The organism is Pseudomonas sp. AFG_SD02_1510_Pfu_092, assembly GCF_003331055.1.
In the GTDB taxonomy this organism is placed as follows: Bacteria; Pseudomonadota; Gammaproteobacteria; order Pseudomonadales; family Pseudomonadaceae; genus Aquipseudomonas.
This window is the reverse complement of record NZ_PUQD01000082.1, coordinates 1-17,431: the sequence shown is the minus strand read 5'-3', so window position 1 is coordinate 17,431 and position 17,431 is coordinate 1. Positions and strand designations below refer to the sequence as shown.

The 17,431-nt window shown below is 64.5% G+C and carries 20 protein-coding genes; 13 read left to right on the top strand and 7 right to left on the bottom strand.

Annotated features, from left to right (window positions below; translation table 11 throughout):
• Window positions 1-194 precede the first annotated feature (194 nt).
• From C6A77_RS26130 to C6A77_RS23415, 7 genes are all read left to right on the top strand, one after another.
• Window positions 195-326: a hypothetical protein gene (locus C6A77_RS26130; protein WP_275937130.1), complete on the top strand. Its 132-nt coding sequence runs from the start codon at window positions 195-197 to the stop codon at window positions 324-326.
• A gap of 135 nt (window positions 327-461) precedes the next feature.
• On the top strand, window positions 462-1,739 hold the full coding sequence (gene hemA, locus C6A77_RS23440) for a glutamyl-tRNA reductase (protein ID WP_114171755.1): 1,278 nt from the start codon (window positions 462-464) through the stop codon (window positions 1,737-1,739).
• Entirely contained in the window at window positions 1,736-2,818 is a 1,083-nt protein-coding gene (gene prfA, locus C6A77_RS23435) for a peptide chain release factor 1 (protein ID WP_114171754.1), read from the top strand. Before hemA ends, prfA begins: the two co-directional genes overlap by 4 nt.
• A complete protein-coding gene (gene prmC, locus C6A77_RS23430) occupies window positions 2,818-3,648 on the top strand; it encodes a peptide chain release factor N(5)-glutamine methyltransferase (RefSeq protein WP_114171753.1) in 831 nt (276 codons plus the stop codon). The genes prfA and prmC overlap by 1 nt, the downstream gene beginning before the upstream one ends.
• On the top strand, window positions 3,642-4,397 hold the full coding sequence (locus C6A77_RS23425) for a molybdopterin-synthase adenylyltransferase MoeB (protein WP_114171752.1): 756 nt from the start codon (window positions 3,642-3,644) through the stop codon (window positions 4,395-4,397). The genes prmC and C6A77_RS23425 overlap by 7 nt, the downstream gene beginning before the upstream one ends.
• A complete protein-coding gene (gene murI, locus C6A77_RS23420; protein ID WP_114171751.1) occupies window positions 4,390-5,187 on the top strand; it encodes a glutamate racemase in 798 nt (265 codons plus the stop codon). Before C6A77_RS23425 ends, murI begins: the two co-directional genes overlap by 8 nt.
• A 101-nt stretch (window positions 5,188-5,288) precedes the next feature.
• Window positions 5,289-5,807 (top strand): acyloxyacyl hydrolase, encoded by a 519-nt coding sequence (locus C6A77_RS23415; RefSeq protein WP_114171750.1) that lies wholly within the window; start codon window positions 5,289-5,291, stop codon window positions 5,805-5,807.
• Between the two features lie 122 nt (window positions 5,808-5,929).
• Here the strand turns inward: C6A77_RS23415 and C6A77_RS23410 are convergent, their stop codons facing one another.
• The 5 genes from C6A77_RS23410 to C6A77_RS23390 all read right to left on the bottom strand — a co-directional run bounded on the left by C6A77_RS23410 (window position 5,930) and on the right by C6A77_RS23390 (window position 10,997).
• Complete coding sequence (locus C6A77_RS23410) at window positions 5,930-6,628, bottom strand: SDR family oxidoreductase (RefSeq protein ID WP_114171749.1); 699 nt, start codon at window positions 6,626-6,628, stop codon at window positions 5,930-5,932.
• Window positions 6,625-8,067: a deoxyribodipyrimidine photo-lyase gene (gene phrB, locus C6A77_RS23405; protein ID WP_114171748.1), complete on the bottom strand. Its 1,443-nt coding sequence runs from the start codon at window positions 8,065-8,067 to the stop codon at window positions 6,625-6,627. The genes C6A77_RS23410 and phrB overlap by 4 nt, the downstream gene beginning before the upstream one ends.
• Entirely contained in the window at window positions 8,058-8,957 is a 900-nt protein-coding gene (locus tag C6A77_RS23400; RefSeq protein WP_114171747.1) for a MerR family transcriptional regulator, read from the bottom strand. The genes phrB and C6A77_RS23400 overlap by 10 nt, the downstream gene beginning before the upstream one ends.
• On the bottom strand, window positions 8,947-9,915 hold the full coding sequence (locus tag C6A77_RS23395) for a DUF523 and DUF1722 domain-containing protein (RefSeq protein WP_114171746.1): 969 nt from the start codon (window positions 9,913-9,915) through the stop codon (window positions 8,947-8,949). Before C6A77_RS23395 ends, C6A77_RS23400 begins: the two co-directional genes overlap by 11 nt.
• A 95-nt stretch (window positions 9,916-10,010) precedes the next feature.
• Window positions 10,011-10,997 (bottom strand): NAD(P)/FAD-dependent oxidoreductase, encoded by a 987-nt coding sequence (locus C6A77_RS23390; RefSeq protein WP_114171745.1) that lies wholly within the window; start codon window positions 10,995-10,997, stop codon window positions 10,011-10,013.
• Between the two features lie 186 nt (window positions 10,998-11,183).
• Here C6A77_RS23390 and C6A77_RS23385 point away from each other — a divergent pair, with 186 nt between their 5' ends.
• Complete coding sequence (locus C6A77_RS23385) at window positions 11,184-12,089, top strand: TIGR01777 family oxidoreductase (RefSeq protein WP_114171744.1); 906 nt, start codon at window positions 11,184-11,186, stop codon at window positions 12,087-12,089.
• 13 nt (window positions 12,090-12,102) lie between these two features.
• The gene (hemH, locus tag C6A77_RS23380; protein WP_114171743.1) at window positions 12,103-13,116 is read left to right on the top strand and encodes a ferrochelatase; all 1,014 of its coding nucleotides are present in this window, start codon (window positions 12,103-12,105) and stop codon (window positions 13,114-13,116) included.
• Between the two features lie 121 nt (window positions 13,117-13,237).
• Here the strand turns inward: hemH and C6A77_RS23375 are convergent, their stop codons facing one another.
• Window positions 13,238-14,509, bottom strand: coding sequence for a uracil-xanthine permease family protein (locus tag C6A77_RS23375; RefSeq protein ID WP_114171742.1), 1,272 nt, complete (start codon window positions 14,507-14,509; stop codon window positions 13,238-13,240).
• A gap of 2 nt (window positions 14,510-14,511) precedes the next feature.
• Window positions 14,512-15,150: a uracil phosphoribosyltransferase gene (gene upp / locus C6A77_RS23370; protein WP_011532223.1), complete on the bottom strand. Its 639-nt coding sequence runs from the start codon at window positions 15,148-15,150 to the stop codon at window positions 14,512-14,514.
• A 158-nt stretch (window positions 15,151-15,308) separates the two neighbouring features.
• Here upp and C6A77_RS23365 point away from each other — a divergent pair, with 158 nt between their 5' ends.
• From C6A77_RS23365 to C6A77_RS23350, 4 genes are all read left to right on the top strand, one after another.
• The gene (locus tag C6A77_RS23365) at window positions 15,309-15,866 is read left to right on the top strand and encodes a hypoxanthine-guanine phosphoribosyltransferase (protein WP_114171741.1); all 558 of its coding nucleotides are present in this window, start codon (window positions 15,309-15,311) and stop codon (window positions 15,864-15,866) included.
• 1 nt (window position 15,867) lies between these two features.
• Window positions 15,868-16,341: a WbuC family cupin fold metalloprotein gene (locus C6A77_RS23360; RefSeq protein WP_114171740.1), complete on the top strand. Its 474-nt coding sequence runs from the start codon at window positions 15,868-15,870 to the stop codon at window positions 16,339-16,341.
• A gap of 142 nt (window positions 16,342-16,483) precedes the next feature.
• Entirely contained in the window at window positions 16,484-16,954 is a 471-nt protein-coding gene (locus C6A77_RS23355; protein WP_114171739.1) for a hypothetical protein, read from the top strand.
• A 68-nt stretch (window positions 16,955-17,022) separates the two neighbouring features.
• The gene (locus tag C6A77_RS23350) at window positions 17,023-17,313 is read left to right on the top strand and encodes a PA4642 family protein (protein ID WP_114171738.1); all 291 of its coding nucleotides are present in this window, start codon (window positions 17,023-17,025) and stop codon (window positions 17,311-17,313) included.
• Window positions 17,314-17,431 lie beyond the last annotated feature (118 nt).

Sequence of the window (17,431 nt, the reverse complement as noted above, 5' to 3'; positions counted from 1 at the left end):
CATTGATGGCTATGTGACGCTGAAAGTGTCACCTATGTGAGTGAACTTTTATGTAACCCATGTGGGTGACCCGTACATGCGCTCCCATCATCCGGCCCCTGCGCTGCGCTCCGGGGTTCCCTCACTCCGGCCTTGCTCCCGGGAGGACCGCGCCGAAGGCCCCATCCTGGGGCCTCAGCGCTTGACGGGCATCCATGCCCGTCACCTCCCTCCGCAAGGCCTGCGTTCGGCCTCCTGAAGTCGCGAAGATCAAGGTCAAGATCAAAAGCCAGATCAAGAGCCAGATCAAGAGCCAGATCAAAAGCCGGATCAAAAGCGGGGGTTGAGCTGAAAATTGCCACTGATGCTGGGCTGGATCCGGCGACAGCCGCCGCGCTATCAGCGCAATAGCGAACGGTGGTTGTTCTGAAACCTGCGAAAGAGGACAATTATCGGCTTCCCGTCACAACCAGCGACCTTGCATGGCCTTTCTTGCACTTGGTATCAACCATAAGACTGCCTCGGTAGACGTACGCGAGCGCGTGGCGTTTACCCCAGAGCAGCTGGTAGACGCCCTGCAGCAGCTCTGTCGGCTGACAGCCAGCCGCGAAGCGGCGATCCTGTCGACCTGCAACCGCAGCGAGCTCTATATAGAGCAAGACCACCTGTCCGCCGATGCCGTGCTGCAGTGGCTGGCCGACTATCATCGCCTCAGCCTCGACGAGCTGCGCGCCTGCGCCTACGTGCACGAAGAGCACGACGCGGTGAAGCACATGATGCGCGTAGCCTCGGGCCTCGACTCGCTGGTGCTCGGCGAGCCGCAGATCCTCGGCCAGATGAAGTCGGCCTACGCCGTGGCGCGCGAGGCCGGTACCGTCGGCCCGTTGCTCGGGCGCCTGTTCCAGGCCACCTTCAGCGCCGCCAAGCAGGTGCGCACCGACACCGCCATCGGCGAAAACCCGGTATCGGTCGCGTTCGCTGCAGTCAGCCTGGCCAAGCAGATCTTCAGCGACCTGGGCCGCAGCCAGGCCCTGCTGATCGGCGCCGGCGAAACCATCACCCTGGTCGCCCGCCACCTGCATGAGCAAGGCGTGCGCCGTATCGTCGTGGCCAACCGTACCCTGGAGCGGGCCAGCATCCTCGCCGAACAGTTCGGCGCCCATGCCGTGCTGCTGGCCGACATCCCCCAGGAACTGGCCAACAGCGACATCGTCATCAGCTCCACCGCCAGCCAACTGCCGATCCTTGGCAAGGGCGCCGTCGAGAGTGCGCTGAAACAGCGCCGGCACAAGCCGATCTTCATGGTCGATATCGCCGTGCCCCGCGACATCGAAACCGAAGTCGGCGAACTGGACGACGTCTACCTGTACACTGTCGATGACCTGCACGACGTGGTGGCGGAAAACCTCAAGAGCCGTCAGGGCGCAGCCCAGGCCGCCGAAGAACTGGTGTCGGTCGGGGCCGAAGACTTCATGCTGCGCCTGCGCGAGCTGGCAGCGGTGGACGTGCTCAAGGCCTATCGCCAGCAAAGCGAACGCCTGCGTGACGAAGAACTGCAAAAGGCCCAGCGCCTGCTGGCCAACGGCGGCAACCCCGAAGACGTACTGGCCCAACTGGCCCGGGGGCTGACCAACAAACTCCTGCATGCGCCCAGCGTGCAACTGAAAAGGCTCTCGGCCGAGGGCCGCCTCGATGCGCTGGCCATGGCCCAGGAACTCTTTGCCCTCAACGAGGGCTCGACGGACAAATCCCCGCAATGAAAGCGTCGCTGCTGAACAAACTGGAAATTCTCCAGGACCGCTTCGAAGAACTCACCGCACTGCTCGGTGACGCCGAGGTCATTTCCGACCAGACGCGCTTTCGCGCCTATTCCCGCGAATACGCCGAAGTCGAGCCGGTCTACGCTGCTTATAAAGAGTGGCGCAAAGTCCAGGACGACCTCGAAGGCGCCCAGGCGCTGCTCAAGGACAGCGACCCGGACCTGCGCGAAATGGCTGTGGAAGAAGTGCGTGAAGCCAAGGAACTACTGGTGACGCTCGAGGCACAGTTGCAACGCATGCTGCTGCCCAAAGACCCCAACGACGGCCGCAACGTGTTCCTCGAAATCCGCGCCGGCACCGGTGGCGACGAGGCGGCGATCTTCTCCGGCGACCTGTTCCGCATGTACTCGCGCTACGCGGAAAAACGCGGCTGGCGCCTGGAAATCCTCTCCGAGAACGAAGGCGAGCACGGCGGCTACAAGGAAATCATCGCCCGCGTCGAGGGTGACAGCGTGTACGGCAAGCTCAAATTCGAGTCCGGCGCGCACCGTGTGCAGCGCGTGCCCGAGACCGAATCCCAGGGCCGTATCCACACCTCCGCGTGCACCGTGGCGGTACTGCCCGAGCCGGACGAACAGGCGGCCATCGAGATCAACCCGGCCGACCTGCGCGTGGACACCTACCGTGCCTCCGGTGCCGGCGGCCAGCACGTCAACAAGACCGACTCGGCGATCCGTATCACCCACTTGCCCACCGGCATCGTCGTGGAGTGCCAGGAAGAGCGCTCGCAGCACAAGAACCGGGCCCGCGCCATGTCCTGGCTGTCGGCCAAGCTCAACGACATGCAGACCAGCGCCGCACAAAACGCCATTGCCAGCGAGCGCAAGCTGCTGGTCGGCTCGGGCGACCGTTCCGAGCGCATTCGCACCTACAACTACCCGCAGGGCCGGGTGACCGACCACCGCATCAACCTGACCCTGTACTCGCTGGACGACATTCTCGCTGGCGGTGTGGAGGCAGTGATCGAATCGCTGCTGGCCGAATACCAGGCCGATCAACTGGCCGCCCTGGGGGACTGATGACCATCATCGCCAGCCTGCTGCGTAACGCGCAGTTGCCCGAATCGCCCACCGAACGGCTGGATGCCGAGCTGCTGTTGGCTGCGGCCATCGGCAAGTCGCGCAGCTACCTGCACACCTGGCCCGAGCGGATCGTCAGCAGCGAAGACGCCGAAACCTTCGCCGGCTACCTGCAACGCCGTCGTGACGGCGAGCCGGTCGCCTATATCCTCGGGCAACAGGGGTTCTGGAAGATCGACCTGGAAGTGGCGCCGCATACCCTGATCCCGCGGCCGGACACCGAGTTGCTGGTCGAGGCCGCGCTCGAACTGCAGCCTGCCACGCCGGCCAAGGTGCTGGACCTGGGCACTGGCACCGGCGCGATTGCCCTGGCCCTGGCCAGCGAACGCCCGGCCTGGCAGGTGACTGCGGTGGACCGGGTGGCGGAGGCCGTTGCCCTGGCCGAGCGCAACCGCCAGCGCCTGGGGCTGAGCAACGCCCGGGTGCAGCTTGGCCACTGGTTCGACAGCCTGGCCGGCGAGCGTTTCGACCTGATTGTCAGCAACCCGCCCTACATCGCCGCGGCAGACCCGCATCTGGTGGCCGGTGATGTCCGTTTCGAGCCCAGCAGCGCGCTGGTGGCCGGTGCCGATGGCCTGGACGACTTGCGCATCATCAGTGCCCAGGCCCCCACGCACCTGTTGCCCGGTGGCTGGTTGCTGCTGGAGCATGGTTACGACCAGGCAGCGGCGGTCCGCGCCCTGCTGGCTGAACACGGTTTCATCGAGGTCGCCAGCCGTACCGACCTGGGCGGCCATCAACGCATTACCCTGGGGCGCCTGCCATGCTGAGTGATCAGGAACTGCTGCGTTACAGCCGGCAGGTTTTGCTGGCCCAGATCGACATCGACGGCCAGCTGCGGCTCAAGCAGAGCAAGGCGCTGATCGTCGGGCTCGGTGGCCTTGGCTCGCCGGTCGCCCTGTACCTGGCCGCTGCCGGGGTGGGCGAGCTGCACCTGGCCGACTTCGACACCGTCGACCTGACCAACCTGCAACGTCAGGTCATTCACGACAGCGCCAGCGTCGGCATGAGCAAGGTCGATTCGGCCTTGCAGCGCTTGCAGGCGATCAACCCGGAAATCAGCCTGGTCGCCCATCGCCAGGCACTGGACGAAGATTCGCTGGCCGCTGCGGTGGCAGCGGTCGACCTGGTGCTGGACTGCTCCGACAACTTTGGCACCCGCGAGGCGGTCAATGCCGCCTGTGTCGCAGCCGCCAAGCCGCTGGTCAGCGGTGCGGCAATCCGCCTCGAAGGGCAGCTGTCGGTGTTCGACCCACGGCGCGACTACAGCCCTTGTTACCATTGCCTGTACGGCCATGGCAGCGAAGCCGAACTGACATGCAGCGAAGCCGGCGTGATCGGCCCGCTGGTGGGCCTGGTGGGCAGTTTGCAGGCGCTGGAGGCCATGAAATTGCTGGCCGGGTTCGGCGAGCCTCTGGTCGGTCGGCTGCTGTTGATCGATGCCCTTGGCACCCGCATGCGCGAGTTGCGGGTCAAGCGCGACCCCGCCTGTGCAGTTTGCGGCAAGCGCGATGGCTGAGCGCTCGGCGCCGATCGGCGTGATGGACTCAGGGGTCGGCGGCTTGTCGGTGCTGGCCGAGATCAAGCGCCTGCTGCCGAACGAGACGCTGCTATATGTGGCCGATTGTGGCCACGTGCCCTATGGCGAGAAATCACCCGATTACATCCGCGAACGCCTGCGGCGCATTGCCGGGTTCTTCCATGAACAAGGCGCCAAGGCCATGGTGCTGGCGTGTAACACCGCCACCGTGGCGGCAGTTGCCGACCTGCGCGAGTTGTATTCGCTGTGGCCGCTGGTGGGCATGGAGCCAGCGGTGAAGCCCGCCGCCGCAGCCACGCGCTCGGGCGTGGTCGGCGTGCTGGCCACAACCGGTACCCTGCAAAGCGCCAAGTTCGCCGCCTTGCTCGACCGCTTCGCCAGCGACGTACAGGTCATCACCCAGCCTTGCCCGGGCCTGGTCGAGCGCATCGAGACGGGCGACCTGGTCAGCCCGGCGCTGCGCCAGTTGCTGTCGGGCTACGTGCAGCCGCTGCTGGCGGCGGGCTGCGACACGCTGATCCTCGGCTGCACCCATTACCCCTTCTTGCGCCCGTTGCTGGCCGAGATGGTGCCCGCCGATGTGGCCATCATCGACACCGGCGCCGCAGTGGCGCGTCAGCTGCAACGGCTGCTGGGGGCGCATGACCTGCTGGCCGACGGGCCGGCAGCCGATACCCGCTTCTGGACCAGTGCTGATCCGCAGTCTTTAAGAAAAATCCTACCGTTGCTGTGGCATAAGTCCGACAGTGTGCAAAGCTTTCCGCTGTGAAAAAAATGTGAAAAGCACCTGAACTATCGTACCAATGCCGCTTTCTACCGCTTTGCCTGACCTAAGGCGGACACTAATAACAGCAAAGAAGGATGTTGCTCATGAAGAAGCTGCTCGGCTTGGCGGCGGTTGCTGCCTTTACCCTGGGGCAAGCGCTGTCGGCGCAAGCTGCTGACGTTTCGTTTTCGGTGGGGCAGACCGGCGACTCGACCATGGTCTACCGGCTGGGGCTGCAATCGAACTGGGATGCGAGCTGGTGGCAGACCAGCGTGGGTCGCCTGACCGGTTACTGGGATGGGGCTTATACCTACTGGGATGGTGACGAGACGGCCAGCAACCACAGCCTGTCGTTCGCGCCGGTATTTGTCTATGAGTTTGCCGGGGAGTCGGTGAAGCCTTACATCGAGGCGGGGATCGGCGTCGCGGCGTTCTCCAGCACCGAGCTGGAAGACAACCAGCTGGGCTCGTCATTCCAGTTCGAAGACCGCATCGGCTTTGGTTTGCGCTTTGCCGGTGGGCATGAAATTGGCGTGCGGGCGATTCATTACTCCAACGCCGGTATCAAGCAACCCAACGACGGTGTGGAAAGCTACAGCCTGCATTACCGCATGGCACTCTGAGCGCTTCTGGGCCGGCCTCTTCGCGGGTGAACCCGCTCCCACAGGTACACACCGGGTTCAAGGTGCAGGGAGCTCTGTGGGAGCGGGTTCACCCGCGAAGAAGGCGGTGCCGATACCAGGCCCTATCGCATCAATGGCCACAGGCTACTGAGATCCCAAGCCTCCAGCACCAGCTCAGGTTCCCTCTGTGGCCACCGCCGCAGCAGCTCTTCTGCCGCGCTCTGGGGCGTCCACGCCTCCGGTGTTGCCTGCGCCGGTGTCACCGGTGCCTTCAACGATTGCGGCCCCACCACGGTCAGCTCAACCCCCTGCGCCTTTAGCGCCTGGCGCTGCTCACGCAGCCATTGCGGCATGTTGTTCCAGCTTGCAGCTGCCTGGGTCGGCGCGTACAGCTGCAACGCCGAATAACGGTTGAACAGCCCCATCACCTGCGCCGCCTTACCTTGCGCCAGCAGCGGCAGGGCATTGGCCAGGCAGTTCTCGCCGGCCAGCTGGTTGCTGGTGACGATCGCCTCGAACAGCTCGCTGTCCGCTACGTCGTCCGCCAGGTAATCGCTGGTTGCGGCGTTGAGGATCAGGCCATCCAGCGAGCACCAGGCATGGCAGATCTGCTGGCTGGCCAGGGCCGCCTGCTGTTCTTCATGCAGCTGCCAGGGCAAGCGCAGCAACTGGCTGCCAAAGCGTGCTGCCAGGGCATCCAGCGCCTCGCTGTCCCTGCCACTGGCGGCGACTTCATGTCCTTGCCCCAACAAGCCTTCCACCAGTGCCAGGCCTAGTCCGTTGCTCGCACCCGTTACCCAGATTCTGCGTGTAGTTTTCACGATAGTGCGCTCTGATTCTGCCGGCGCGGGAGGTTTTTGAATGCCTCCAGTGCACGCTGGCGACTGCTGCCGAGATCGACGATTGGACTGTAATAGGAATGTCTAGCAAAAAGATCGGCCGAATTCACGGGAAGATGAACGGCTTTTTCATCCAGCCCTTGCAGTTCCGGCAGCCAATGCCGAATGAAGTGCCCCTGCGGATCGAAACGCTGCGACTGCGAGACCGGGTTGAAGATGCGGAAATAGGGCACGGCATCGGTGCCGGTGGACGCGCTCCACTGCCAGCCGCCGTTGTTGGCGGCCAGATCGCCGTCGATCAGGTGGCGCATGAAATGCCGCTCGCCCTTGCGCCAGTCGATCATCAGGTTCTTGCTGAGAAACATCGCCACCACCATGCGCAGGCGGTTGTGCATCCAGCCGGTGTGCAGCAGCTGGCGCATGGCGGCGTCGATGATCGGGAAACCGGTACGGCCCTGCTCCCAGGCTGCAAGGTCGGCCGGGGCGTCGCGCCAGGGCAGCGCTTCGGTCTGGGCGCGGAAGGCGCGGTGGCGCGAGACCTGCGGGTAACCGGTAAGGATGTGTTTGTAGAATTCGCGCCAGAGCAGCTCGTTGATCCAGGTCTGCACGCCACGGCTGCCGCTGTCGAATTCGCCGCGGTTGCAGGCCAGGGCGCCATGCAGGCACTGGCGCGGCGAGATCACGCCAGCGGCCAGGTAGGCGGAGAGCTGGCTGGTGCCGGGCTTGGCGGGCAGGTCGCGCAACTGTTGGTAGTCGTCGATGGCTTCGTCGACAAAGCGCGCTAGCCGTGCTTGCGCTTCGGCTTCACCGGCCGGCCAGTAACCGCGCAAGGCGGCTGCGGGTTTTTCGAAACCGTGCACCTGCTCGGGGATCGGGTCGCTGCTGACCGCTAGCGGTGCCTGGGCCTTCACCCGCTGCGCCTGGGCAGGGAGGGCGCGGTGCAGGTGCTCCAGGCAGCTTTTCTTGAACTGGCTGAACACCTGGAAGTAGTCGCCGCTGCGGGTGAGGATGGTGCCGGGGCGGAACAGCAGCTGGTCGAGGTGGCTGTGGGCCTGGATGGCGGACTTTTCCAGCAGCGCGCGCGTGGCGTCGTCGCGGCGTTGCTCGTTGATGCCGTACTCCTCGTTCCAGTGCACGCTTTGCACCTGGTGCTGGCGGCACACATCGAGCACGGCCTGTGGTGCCTGGTCCCAGGTGTCGATGGTGCGGATCAGCAGCGGGATGTTCAGCCGCTGCAGTGCCTGGCCCAGCTCGCGCAGGTTGCGCAGCCAGAAGTCGACCTTGCAGGCGGCGTCGTCATGGGCCTGCCACTGCCCGGGGCTGAGCAGCCACAGGGCCAGGGTCGGGCCGCGCTCGCTGGCGGCGCTGAGGGCGGTGTTGTCATCGATGCGCAGGTCGCTGCGCAGCCAGGTCAATTGCATGATGGGTCCATTGCCGCAGCTGGCCGGTCGTTGCCCTGAAGCAACCGCAAGACCGCCTGCGGGGTATCGAAGAACGAGAGGTCGGGATGGTCGAGGTTGCGCAGCTGGGCTTCGTGCATCGCCAGTGTCGATCCGCCCAGCAGGACGGGCAGCGACACATTGCCCAAGGTGCGCTGCAGGGTCCTGGCATCGATGCGCGGGCCCAGGTGCAGGACCACCGCCCGCGCCTTGAAGGCAATGGCCGCATGGCTGACCTGGGCGCCGGCGATGGAATGTTCCAGCACTTCGACCGCGATGCCGTTGTTGGTCAACAGCCAGGCGCATAGCCATAGGTCCGGGTTGAAACCGCGCTCGTGGTCATCGGCCAGCAACACCGGCGGGCCTTGCAGCAACTGGTTGTCGTGATAGACCCGGGCGCCGAGCTTGCTCCGCAGCCAGGTATGGAAAAACGCCTGTTCCAGCCGGGCATTGAAGTAGTTGCGCCAGCGCAGTTCGAGGATGTCCAGCAGCGGCAACAGTAATTGCTCGCACAGGGTAACGGCCGGGTACAGCGCCATGGCCTGGTTGAGCTGCTGGTCGAGGGCGCGCTGCGACAGGTTGGCGATGGCATCGACCAGCTGGAACTGCCGGGTCTGCCAGTCGCCTCTGGGCGGCGTAGTGGCAGGTTTGTCCAGTAGCTCGCGGACCTGGCCGACCGAGGCGCCACGTTGCAGCCAGGCGAGGATCGCCTCGACACGCTCGACCTGGTCCAGTGGGTACAGGCGATGCCCCTTCGCCGTACGCTGTGGCTTGAGCAAGCCGTAGCGCCGCTCCCAGGCGCGCAAGGTGACCGGGTTGACGCCGGTGCGGCGGGCCAGTTCGCCAATCGGCAGCAGGATCTCAGACAGCATTGCGCAGCCCCAGGCTTTCCGGGTGTGGCTGCAGGTAGGCCTGCTGCTGCAGATACGGGTCGGGGTGCTTGCGCAGATGGTGCTTGAGCAGGGTCAGCGGCACCACCAGCGGCACCACACCCTGGCGATACTGGCTGATGATGGCCTGCAGTTCGGCTTTGTCCTGTTGGGTCAGGGCTTCTTTGAAGTAGCCACTCAGGTGCTGCAACACGTTGCCATGGGTGCCACGGCTGGCGCAGCGGCGCAGAGCCTGCATCAGCTGGCTGAAGTAGCGCGGGCCGATACTCTGCGGGTCGTCATCGCGCTTCATGCTGCCAAGCAGGCGCCCCAGGGTGCGGTAAGCCTGCGGGTTGTTGGCCATCAGCAGGTATTTGTAACGCGCGTGGAAACGCACCAGGGCACCGCGGCTCAGGCCCTCGGCCAGCAGGCGTTGCCAGTCTGCGTAGGCGTACACGCGGCTGATGAAATTCTCGCGCAGCACCGGGTCGTGCAGGCGGCCTTCTTCTTCCACCGGCAGGTCCGGGCGGCGTGCGCAGAATGCTTGGGCATAGGCACCACGCCCACCGTTGATGGCGGGGTGGCCATTGCTCTGGTAGACCTTGACCCGCTCCAGGCCGCAGGACGGCGACTTCTGCATGAAGATGTAGCCGCAGATGCCATCCAGCTCGCCGGCCATCTGCTCGCCGTAGTTGCGCAGAGGGCCGGTCAGGTCCATACCCGGGTTGCGCGTGCCGACCACTTCCGGTTGCTCGGGGTTGCCGACCAGGCGGATCGGGTCGCGCGGGACGCCCAGGCCGATGGCCACTTCCGGGCACACCGGCAACCAGTCGAAGTGTTCCTCCAGCTGCGTACGGCACAGGTCGGAGGCTTTGTGGCCGCCGTTGTAGCGCACGCTGTGCCCGGTCAGGCAGGCGCTGATGGCGATGCGCGGCTTGCTGTGGGCGGATGGGTCGTGCATGGCTGCCTCCATAAACTTGTACGCACGTCAAAAGTTGTACAGGTTTATTCCAGCACAGCCTGGAAGTTATGCAAACCAGTTTTTTTGTATAACCCTCATTCCAGGTGTTCGAGCAGCCGTCGTGCCGCTTCTTGGCCGCTGAGCCAGGCACCCTCGACCCGCCCCGACAGGCACCAGTCGCCGCAGGCGTACAAGCCTTGGTCGGCATCGGCCAGCGCGCCCCATTCATGGTTGCCGCTGGGGCGTGCGTACAGCCAGCGATGCGCCAGGGCAAAGGACGGCGCTGGCACCACGCAGCCGACCAGTTCGGCGAATTCGCCCCACAGCTGTTCGATCACCTCTTCCTTGGGCAGGTCGATGTGTTGCCGGCTCCAGTTCGAGGTGGCGTGCAGGACCCAGGTGTCGAGCTGTTCGTCGCGCCCGGGCTTGCTGCGGTTGCGCGCCAGCCAGTCGAGCGGGTTGTCCTGTACGAAGCAGCCTTGCATGGGCGTATCCAGCGGGGCCTGGAAGGCCAGGGCGACGGCCCAGGTGGGTTCCATCTGCACACCGGCGGCCACGGCGGCGAGCTTTGGTGTAGAAGCCAGCAGCGGCGTGGCCTGCGGGGCCGGCACGGCGATCACCACGCGGCTGTAGGGGCCGTGGCTGCAGCCTTCGGTATCCTGCAGGTGCCAATACTGCTTGCCACGGAATACCTCGGCGATGCGGCAGCCGAAGTTGACCGTGACATCCTTGAGCAGGCCGCGGGTGATGGCGCTCATACGCGGCACACCCACCCAGCGCGTCTGCTCGTCGGGGGAGGGGCTGAGTTCGCCATCGCGGTAGTTGTACAGCTGCGGCTTCCATTGCTCGGCCCAACCGGCAGCCACCCACTGTTGCACCTGCTCGACGAAGCGCCGGTCACGCGCGGTGAAGTACTGGGCACCGAGGTCCAGCGCCCCCGCTTCGCTGCGCTTGCTGGCCATGCGCCCGCCACTGCCGTGGCCCTTGTCGAACAGATGCACGGATTGCCCGGCCTTTTGCAAGGCCTGGGCGGCTGACAGGCCGGCGATGCCGGCCCCGATGATGGCGATAGGTACTGTCATGATGGCCTCTTCAAACCTTGCTGGAAGTAGACTACGCTGTCAGGCAAACCTGTACAATGCACAAAATCTGTATAAGGTTATTCCCGTTGGCGGGCAGGTTGGCCTATGTTTATCCGAGAGCGTCGGGTCAAAAAAGTGCCTTGTTGTTAAAAATAGACCACCGCCGCATTCTGCGAGGACACAGCCATGCATATATTGCTGACAGGCGGCACCGGTTTGATCGGCAGGCACCTGTGCCAGTACTGGCTCGGCCAGGGCCATCGCCTGACGGTATGGAGCCGGCGCCCAGAGCAGGTGGCGAAAATCTGTGGCGCCGGTGTGCGTGGCATTGCCCGGCTGGAACAGCTGGATGCGGATGACCAGCTGGATGCGGTGATCAACCTGGCCGGCGCGCCGATTGCCGACCGGCCCTGGACGGCCGCTCGGCGCAACCTGCTGTGGGCCAGCCGCATTACCCTGACCGAGCAGTTGCTGGCCTGGCTGGGCAGCCGTGAGCAGCGCCCGCAAGTGCTGATTTCCGGTTCCGCCGTGGGCTGGTACGGCGACGGTGGCGAGCGCGAGCTGACCGAGGCCTCACCGCCGGTGCGCGAGGATTTCGCCAGCCAGCTGTGCATTGCCTGGGAAGAAACCGCCCTGCGCTCGCAGGCCCAGGGCATCCGCGTGGTGCTGGTGCGTACCGGGTTGGTGCTGGCCAGTGATGGCGGCTTTTTGTCGCGCCTGCGCACGCCCTTCAAACTGGGGCTGGGCGGGCGTCTGGGGGATGGTCGGCAGTGGATGCCGTGGGTCCATATAGACGACCAGATCGCCCTGATTGATTTTCTCTTGCAGCACAAGGATGCCAGCGGTCCCTATAATGCCTGCGCCCCGGAGCCGGTGCGCAACAGCGAGTTCACCAGGCGCCTGGGCCGTGCCCTGCACCGGCCAACGCTGCTGCCGGTGCCGGCGCTGCTGCTCAAGGCCACCCTGGGTGAGCTGTCGACCCTGCTGCTCGGTGGCCAGCGCGCCCGGCCGGTACGCTTGCTGGCGGCAGGCTTCAGGTTCCGCTTCAACGATTTGCAATCGGCCCTGGACAACCTGTCCAGCCGCCTCTGACATAGGACGCTGCATGACCGATCACGCCCTGCTGCTGGTCAACCTGGGTTCCCCGGCTTCCACCTCGGTGGCCGATGTGCGCCGCTACCTCAACCAGTTTCTGATGGACCCCTATGTGGTCGACCTGCCGTGGCCGCTGCGGCGGCTGCTGGTGTCGCTGATCCTGATCAAGCGACCGGAGCAGTCGGCGCATGCCTATGCCTCGATCTGGTGGGAAGAAGGCTCGCCGCTGGTGGTGCTGACCCGCCGCCTGCAGGCTGCCATGATCGAACACTGGCCCCATGGCCCGGTAGAAATTGCCATGCGCTACGGCCAGCCGGCCTTGCCCGAAGTGCTCGAGCGCCTGGCGGCCCAGGGTGTGCGCAAGGTGACCTTGGCGCCGCTGTACCCACAGTTCGCCGACAGCACGGTGACCACGGTGGTGGAGCTGGCCAGGCAGACGATCAGCGAACGCCAGCTGCCGTTGCAGATGCGCGTGCTGCAGCCGTTCTACGAACACCCGGATTACATCGAGGCCCTGGCGGCCAGCGCCAGGCCTTATCTGGAGCAGGATTACGACCACCTGTTGCTGAGCTTCCATGGCTTGCCGGAGCGGCACCTGAAGAAACTCTACCCGACCGGCAAGCATGACCTGCGCGCGGCGGATTGTTGCGACGGCGCCAGTGCCGAGGTGCGTGCGGTGTGTTACCGCGGGCAGTGTCTGGCCACGGCCAAGGCTTTTGCGCAGCAGTTGGGTATACCGGACGGCAAGTGGTCGGTGTCGTTCCAGTCGCGGCTCGGGCGCGACAAGTGGATAGAACCCTATACCGAAACCCGGCTGGATGAGCTGGCGAAGGCTGGGGTGAAGCGCTTGCTGGTGATGTGCCCCGCGTTCGTTGCCGATTGCATCGAGACGCTGGAAGAGATCGGCATGCGTGGCAGCGAGCAGTTCGTCGAGGCCGGTGGGCAGGAGCTGGTGCTGGTGCCGTGCCTGAATGAACACCCGGAGTGGGTGAGGGTGTTGGCTGACATGTGCGAAAAGGCCTGATTGTCAGGTTGCCTTTGCCGGCCTCTTCGCGGGTAAACCCGCTCCCACAGATTTTGTACAATGTCTGCGGGCAGCGGGGTACCTGTGGGAGCGGGTTCACCCGCGAAGGGGCCAGATCAGGTCAAAGCTGATCATCCAGCTTCTTTTGCTTCCAGCCATCATTACCCGGCAGGATCAGGTTCAGGGCGATAGCCACGATGGCGCACAGGGCGATGCCCTTCAGGCCCCAGTCGTCCGGGCCGTCACCGCTGCCGATCAATACACCGCCGATACCGAACACCAGGGTGACCGACACGATCACCAGGTTGCGTGCTTCGGCCAGGTCGATCTTGTGGCGGATCATGGTGTTCATGCCCACCGCCGCGATCGAGCCGAACAGCAGGCACAGAATACCGCCCATCACCGGGACCGGAATGCTCTGCAGCAGCGCACCGAACTTGCCGATGAAGGCCAGGGTGATGGCGAACACCGCCGCCCAGGTCATGATCTTCGGGTTGTAGTTCTTGGTCAGCATCACCGCGCCGGTCACTTCGGCGTAGGTGGTGTTGGGTGGGCCGCCGAACAGGCCGGCTGCGGTGGTGGCCAGGCCGTCACCGAGCAGGGTGCGATGCAGGCCGGGGGTTTTCAGGTAGTCACGGCCGGTTACGCTGCCGACGGCGATCACCCCGCCGATGTGCTCGATCGCCGGCGCCAGGGCAACCGGGACGATGAACAGGATGGCCTGCCAGTTGAACGCTGGCGCGGTGAAGTTGGGCAGCTCCAGCCACGGTGCGGCGGCAATCTTTGCCGTGTCGACCACGCCGAAGGCGAACGACAGGGCAAAGCCCACCAGCACGCCGGCAATGATGGGCACCAGGCGGAAGATACCCTTGCCGAACACGGCGACGATCAGCGTGGTCAGCAGCGCCGGCATCGAGATCATCATGGCGGTCTGGTACGGCAGCAGCACGCTGCCGTCACCGGCCTTGCCCATGGCCATGTTGGCGGCGATCGGAGCCATGGCGAGGCCGATGGAGATGATCACCGGGCCGATCACCACGGGTGGCAGCATGCGGTCGATGAAACCGGTGCCTTTGATTTTCACCATCAGGCCCATGAAGGTGTACACGAAGCCTGCGGCCATCACGCCGCCCATGGTCTCGGCCAGGCCGAACTGGCCCTTGGCGAGGATGATCGGGGTGATGAAGGCAAAGCTCGAAGCCAGGAACACCGGTACCTGACGGCCGGTGACCAGCTGGAACAGCAAGGTGCCGATGCCGGCAGTGAACAGCGCGACGTTCGGGTCGAGGCCGGTGATCAGTGGCATCAGCACCAGCGCGCCGAAGGCCACGAAGAGCATCTGCGCGCCCGAAACGACCTGGCGCCAGAGCGGGTCGTTGTAGCCGTCCTGCATGGTCAGGCGTCCTTTTGCTTGGTGCCGAAGATCTTGTCACCGGCATCGCCCAGGCCCGGCACGATGTAGCCGTGCTCGTTCAGGCGCTGGTCGATCGAAGCGGTGTAGATCTGCACATCCGGGTGGGCTTTTTCCACCACTTCGATGCCTTCTGGTGCGGCGACCAGGACCATGGCGCGGATTTCCTTGCAGCCGGCCTTCTTCAGCAGGTCGATGGTGGCGACCATCGAACCGCCGGTGGCCAGCATCGGGTCGATGATCAGGGCCAGGCGCTGGTTGATGTCTGGCGCGAGCTTTTCCAGGTAGGTGTGCGCTTCGAGGGTTTCCTCGTTGCGGGCAACGCCGACGGCGCTGACCTTGGCGCCCGGGATCAGGCTGAGCACGCCGTCGAGCATGCCGATGCCGGCGCGCAGGATCGGCACCACGGTAATCTTCTTGCCGGCGATCTTTTCAACTTGCACCTTGCCACACCAGCCGTCGATCTCGTAGGTTTCCAGCGGCAGATCCTGGGTGGCTTCGTAGGTCAGGAGCGCGCCGACTTCCTGGGCGAGTTCGCGAAAATTCTTGGTGCTGATATCGGCACGGCGCATCAGGCCGAGCTTGTGGCGGATCAGCGGATGGCGGATCTCACGAGTGGGCATAGGGGGCTCCGAAAGGCGGGCAAAAAAACCGCGCTAGATTAATCTATTCAGCCTGTGCTGTCGTCTGGTCATTTTGGACGTTAGTCCATAAATGCTTGATCTGTGACGAGCGGATGCGTACCTTTGCCCGCTTTTCCAAAATGTCCCCGGAGAGCGCCATGTCCGCCGATCTCGAGCATATCCGTCAAGTCATGCGTGAAGCTGACTGCCTGTACACCGAAGCCGAAGTCGAAGCGGCCATCGCCCAAGTCGGCGAGCAGATCTGCAAGGACCTGCACGACAAGAACCCGGTGGTGTTCTGCGTGATGAACGGCGGCCTGATCTTCGCCGGCAAACTGCTGACCCATCTGCAGTTCCCGCTGGAAGCCAGCTACCTGCACGCCACCCGCTACCGCAACCAGACCAGCGGCGGCGAGTTGTTCTGGAAGGCCAAGCCGGAAGTGTCGTTCATCGACCGTGACGTGCTGATCGTCGACGACATCCTCGACGAAGGCCACACCCTCAGCGCCATCATCGAGTTCTGCAAGCATGCCGGCGCGCGCGCGGTACACACTGCGGTGCTGATCGACAAGGACCATGACCGCAAGGCCAGCCCGGACCTCAAGGCCAACTACGTGGGCCTGCCCTGCGTCGACCGCTACATCTTCGGCTACGGCATGGATTACAAAGGCTACTGGCGCAACGCCAACGGTATCTTCGCCGTCAAGGGGCTGTGACATGCGCCAGCCTGCGTTCATCGACCAATCGTTGTTCGCCGGGCTGGCCAAAAAAGCGGCCGGCAACCCGCGCGGCCGCCAGCACCATAACTTCCATGAGATGGAAGAGGCCTGCCACCGCATGGCGGTCGGCCTGCAGCCGAACACCTATATTCCGCCGCACCGCCACCTGAGCGCCGACAAGGCCGAGGCGCTGATCGTGCTCAAGGGGCGCTTGGGCCTGCTGATTTTCGATGAGCAGGGGGCGGTGACCGACAAGCGCGTCATGCAGGCAGGCGGCGATTGCCTGGGGGTGGATCTGCCACCTGGTGCCTACCATGGGCTGGTGGTGCTGGAGCCAGACAGCATTCTGTTCGAATGCAAGGCCGGGCCGTACCGGCCGGTGGGCGAGGGTGAGCATGCGCACTGGGCGCCGCGTGAAGGCGAAGCTGGCGTGGCCGAGTACCAGGCCTGGATGCGCGCGCAGTTCGATTGATGTTGCCCGTACCGGCCTCATCGCCGGCAAGCCAGCCCCCACAATGATAGCGCCGAACCTGTGGGAGCTGGCTTGCCGGCGATGAGGCCGGTACAGCCCAGACACACCGTGCTAGAGTGCCCCTTCATTCAAGGAGCCTCACATGCGTGCGTTTCTTCCCCTGCTGCTGGCCGTCAGCCTGCCACTCGCCGCCGCACCGTTGCACAGCCAGTTCCTGCCGCCTGACGACCAGTCCCTGCGCCAGGAAGCGCCGACCGGCCAGCAACTGCTGCAAGTGACCGATTACTCGGTGGTGGTCGGTGCGCAGCGCCAGTCCGATCAGCAGCCGATCCCGATCACTTCGTCATTGCAGGTGCGCCTCAAGGGCAAGCCGCTGAGCAAGGGCGCCACCATCGCCCAGGTGCTGCTGACCTTCGACGGCGAGGCGGCCAAGAGCCTGAAGAAGCCCGTGTATGACGACAAGACCCGCACCTTGAGCCTGAACTACCCCCTCAGTGACTACCGGGTGATCATGGATCTGCTGCGCAACGAAACGCTGTATGTGCAGTTTCTTACCTACGGCAACGGCCATATCTGGGCCGACCTGCATACCGGCACCGTACGTACGCGTTGAGGCGCGCCGCCTGCGGGGGGTACACTGCCGGCCTTCGAAATTCCGTGATGGTCCAGTTGGAGTCGGCAATGCGTAAAGACAAGAAACAGGTAATCGGTGACGAAATCAGCGACGACTACATCAAGTCGTTCCTTCAGTTCGAGCCGGCCGATGGCGTGACTTCGCCTTCGCTGCACAAGCTGGTCAAGGCCTACCGCGGCCTGCGCGTCGACGACTTCGAGCGATTTGTCGGTTTCTTCGTCGAAGCAGGCCTGGACCTGGATGGCAAGGACGAGCAGGGCAAGACCTTTGTCGAGCTGATTGCCGATCAGCGCAATGCGGCGGAGTACATCGAGATCATTGCCAAAGCCCGCGGCTGATTTGTAAGCCTGAACCGGCCACATAGCGGGGGCGGCCCCCCACCCCCCACAGAAACGAGAGGACGGGGGGGGGGGGGGGCCCCCACAAGACGGCGGGCCGGGGGGAGAAAAAAAAGCG

Bases quoted from the DNA above. Each gene is read 5' to 3' on its own strand.
- C6A77_RS23395 (WP_114171746.1), bottom strand. From the start codon at position 9,915: ATGCACGACCCATCCGCCCACAGCAAGCCGCGCATCGCCATCAGCGCC.
- murI (WP_114171751.1), top strand. From the start codon at position 4,390: ATGGCTGAGCGCTCGGCGCCGATCGGCGTGATGGACTCAGGGGTCGGC.
- C6A77_RS23365 (WP_114171741.1), top strand. From the start codon at position 15,309: ATGTCCGCCGATCTCGAGCATATCCGTCAAGTCATGCGTGAAGCTGAC.
- prfA (WP_114171754.1), top strand. From the start codon at position 1,736: ATGAAAGCGTCGCTGCTGAACAAACTGGAAATTCTCCAGGACCGCTTC.
- phrB (WP_114171748.1), bottom strand. From the start codon at position 8,067: ATGCAATTGACCTGGCTGCGCAGCGACCTGCGCATCGATGACAACACC.
- C6A77_RS23350 (WP_114171738.1), top strand. From the start codon at position 17,023: ATGCGTAAAGACAAGAAACAGGTAATCGGTGACGAAATCAGCGACGAC.
- C6A77_RS23375 (WP_114171742.1), bottom strand. From the start codon at position 14,509: ATGCAGGACGGCTACAACGACCCGCTCTGGCGCCAGGTCGTTTCGGGC.
- prmC (WP_114171753.1), top strand. From the start codon at position 2,818: ATGACCATCATCGCCAGCCTGCTGCGTAACGCGCAGTTGCCCGAATCG.
- upp (WP_011532223.1), bottom strand. From the start codon at position 15,150: ATGCCCACTCGTGAGATCCGCCATCCGCTGATCCGCCACAAGCTCGGC.
- C6A77_RS26130 (WP_275937130.1), top strand. From the start codon at position 195: ATGCCCGTCACCTCCCTCCGCAAGGCCTGCGTTCGGCCTCCTGAAGTC.
- hemH (WP_114171743.1), top strand. From the start codon at position 12,103: ATGACCGATCACGCCCTGCTGCTGGTCAACCTGGGTTCCCCGGCTTCC.
- C6A77_RS23400 (WP_114171747.1), bottom strand. From the start codon at position 8,957: ATGCTGTCTGAGATCCTGCTGCCGATTGGCGAACTGGCCCGCCGCACC.
- C6A77_RS23355 (WP_114171739.1), top strand. From the start codon at position 16,484: ATGCGTGCGTTTCTTCCCCTGCTGCTGGCCGTCAGCCTGCCACTCGCC.
- C6A77_RS23390 (WP_114171745.1), bottom strand. From the start codon at position 10,997: ATGACAGTACCTATCGCCATCATCGGGGCCGGCATCGCCGGCCTGTCA.
- C6A77_RS23385 (WP_114171744.1), top strand. From the start codon at position 11,184: ATGCATATATTGCTGACAGGCGGCACCGGTTTGATCGGCAGGCACCTG.
- C6A77_RS23415 (WP_114171750.1), top strand. From the start codon at position 5,289: ATGAAGAAGCTGCTCGGCTTGGCGGCGGTTGCTGCCTTTACCCTGGGG.
- C6A77_RS23425 (WP_114171752.1), top strand. From the start codon at position 3,642: ATGCTGAGTGATCAGGAACTGCTGCGTTACAGCCGGCAGGTTTTGCTG.
- hemA (WP_114171755.1), top strand. From the start codon at position 462: ATGGCCTTTCTTGCACTTGGTATCAACCATAAGACTGCCTCGGTAGAC.
- C6A77_RS23360 (WP_114171740.1), top strand. From the start codon at position 15,868: ATGCGCCAGCCTGCGTTCATCGACCAATCGTTGTTCGCCGGGCTGGCC.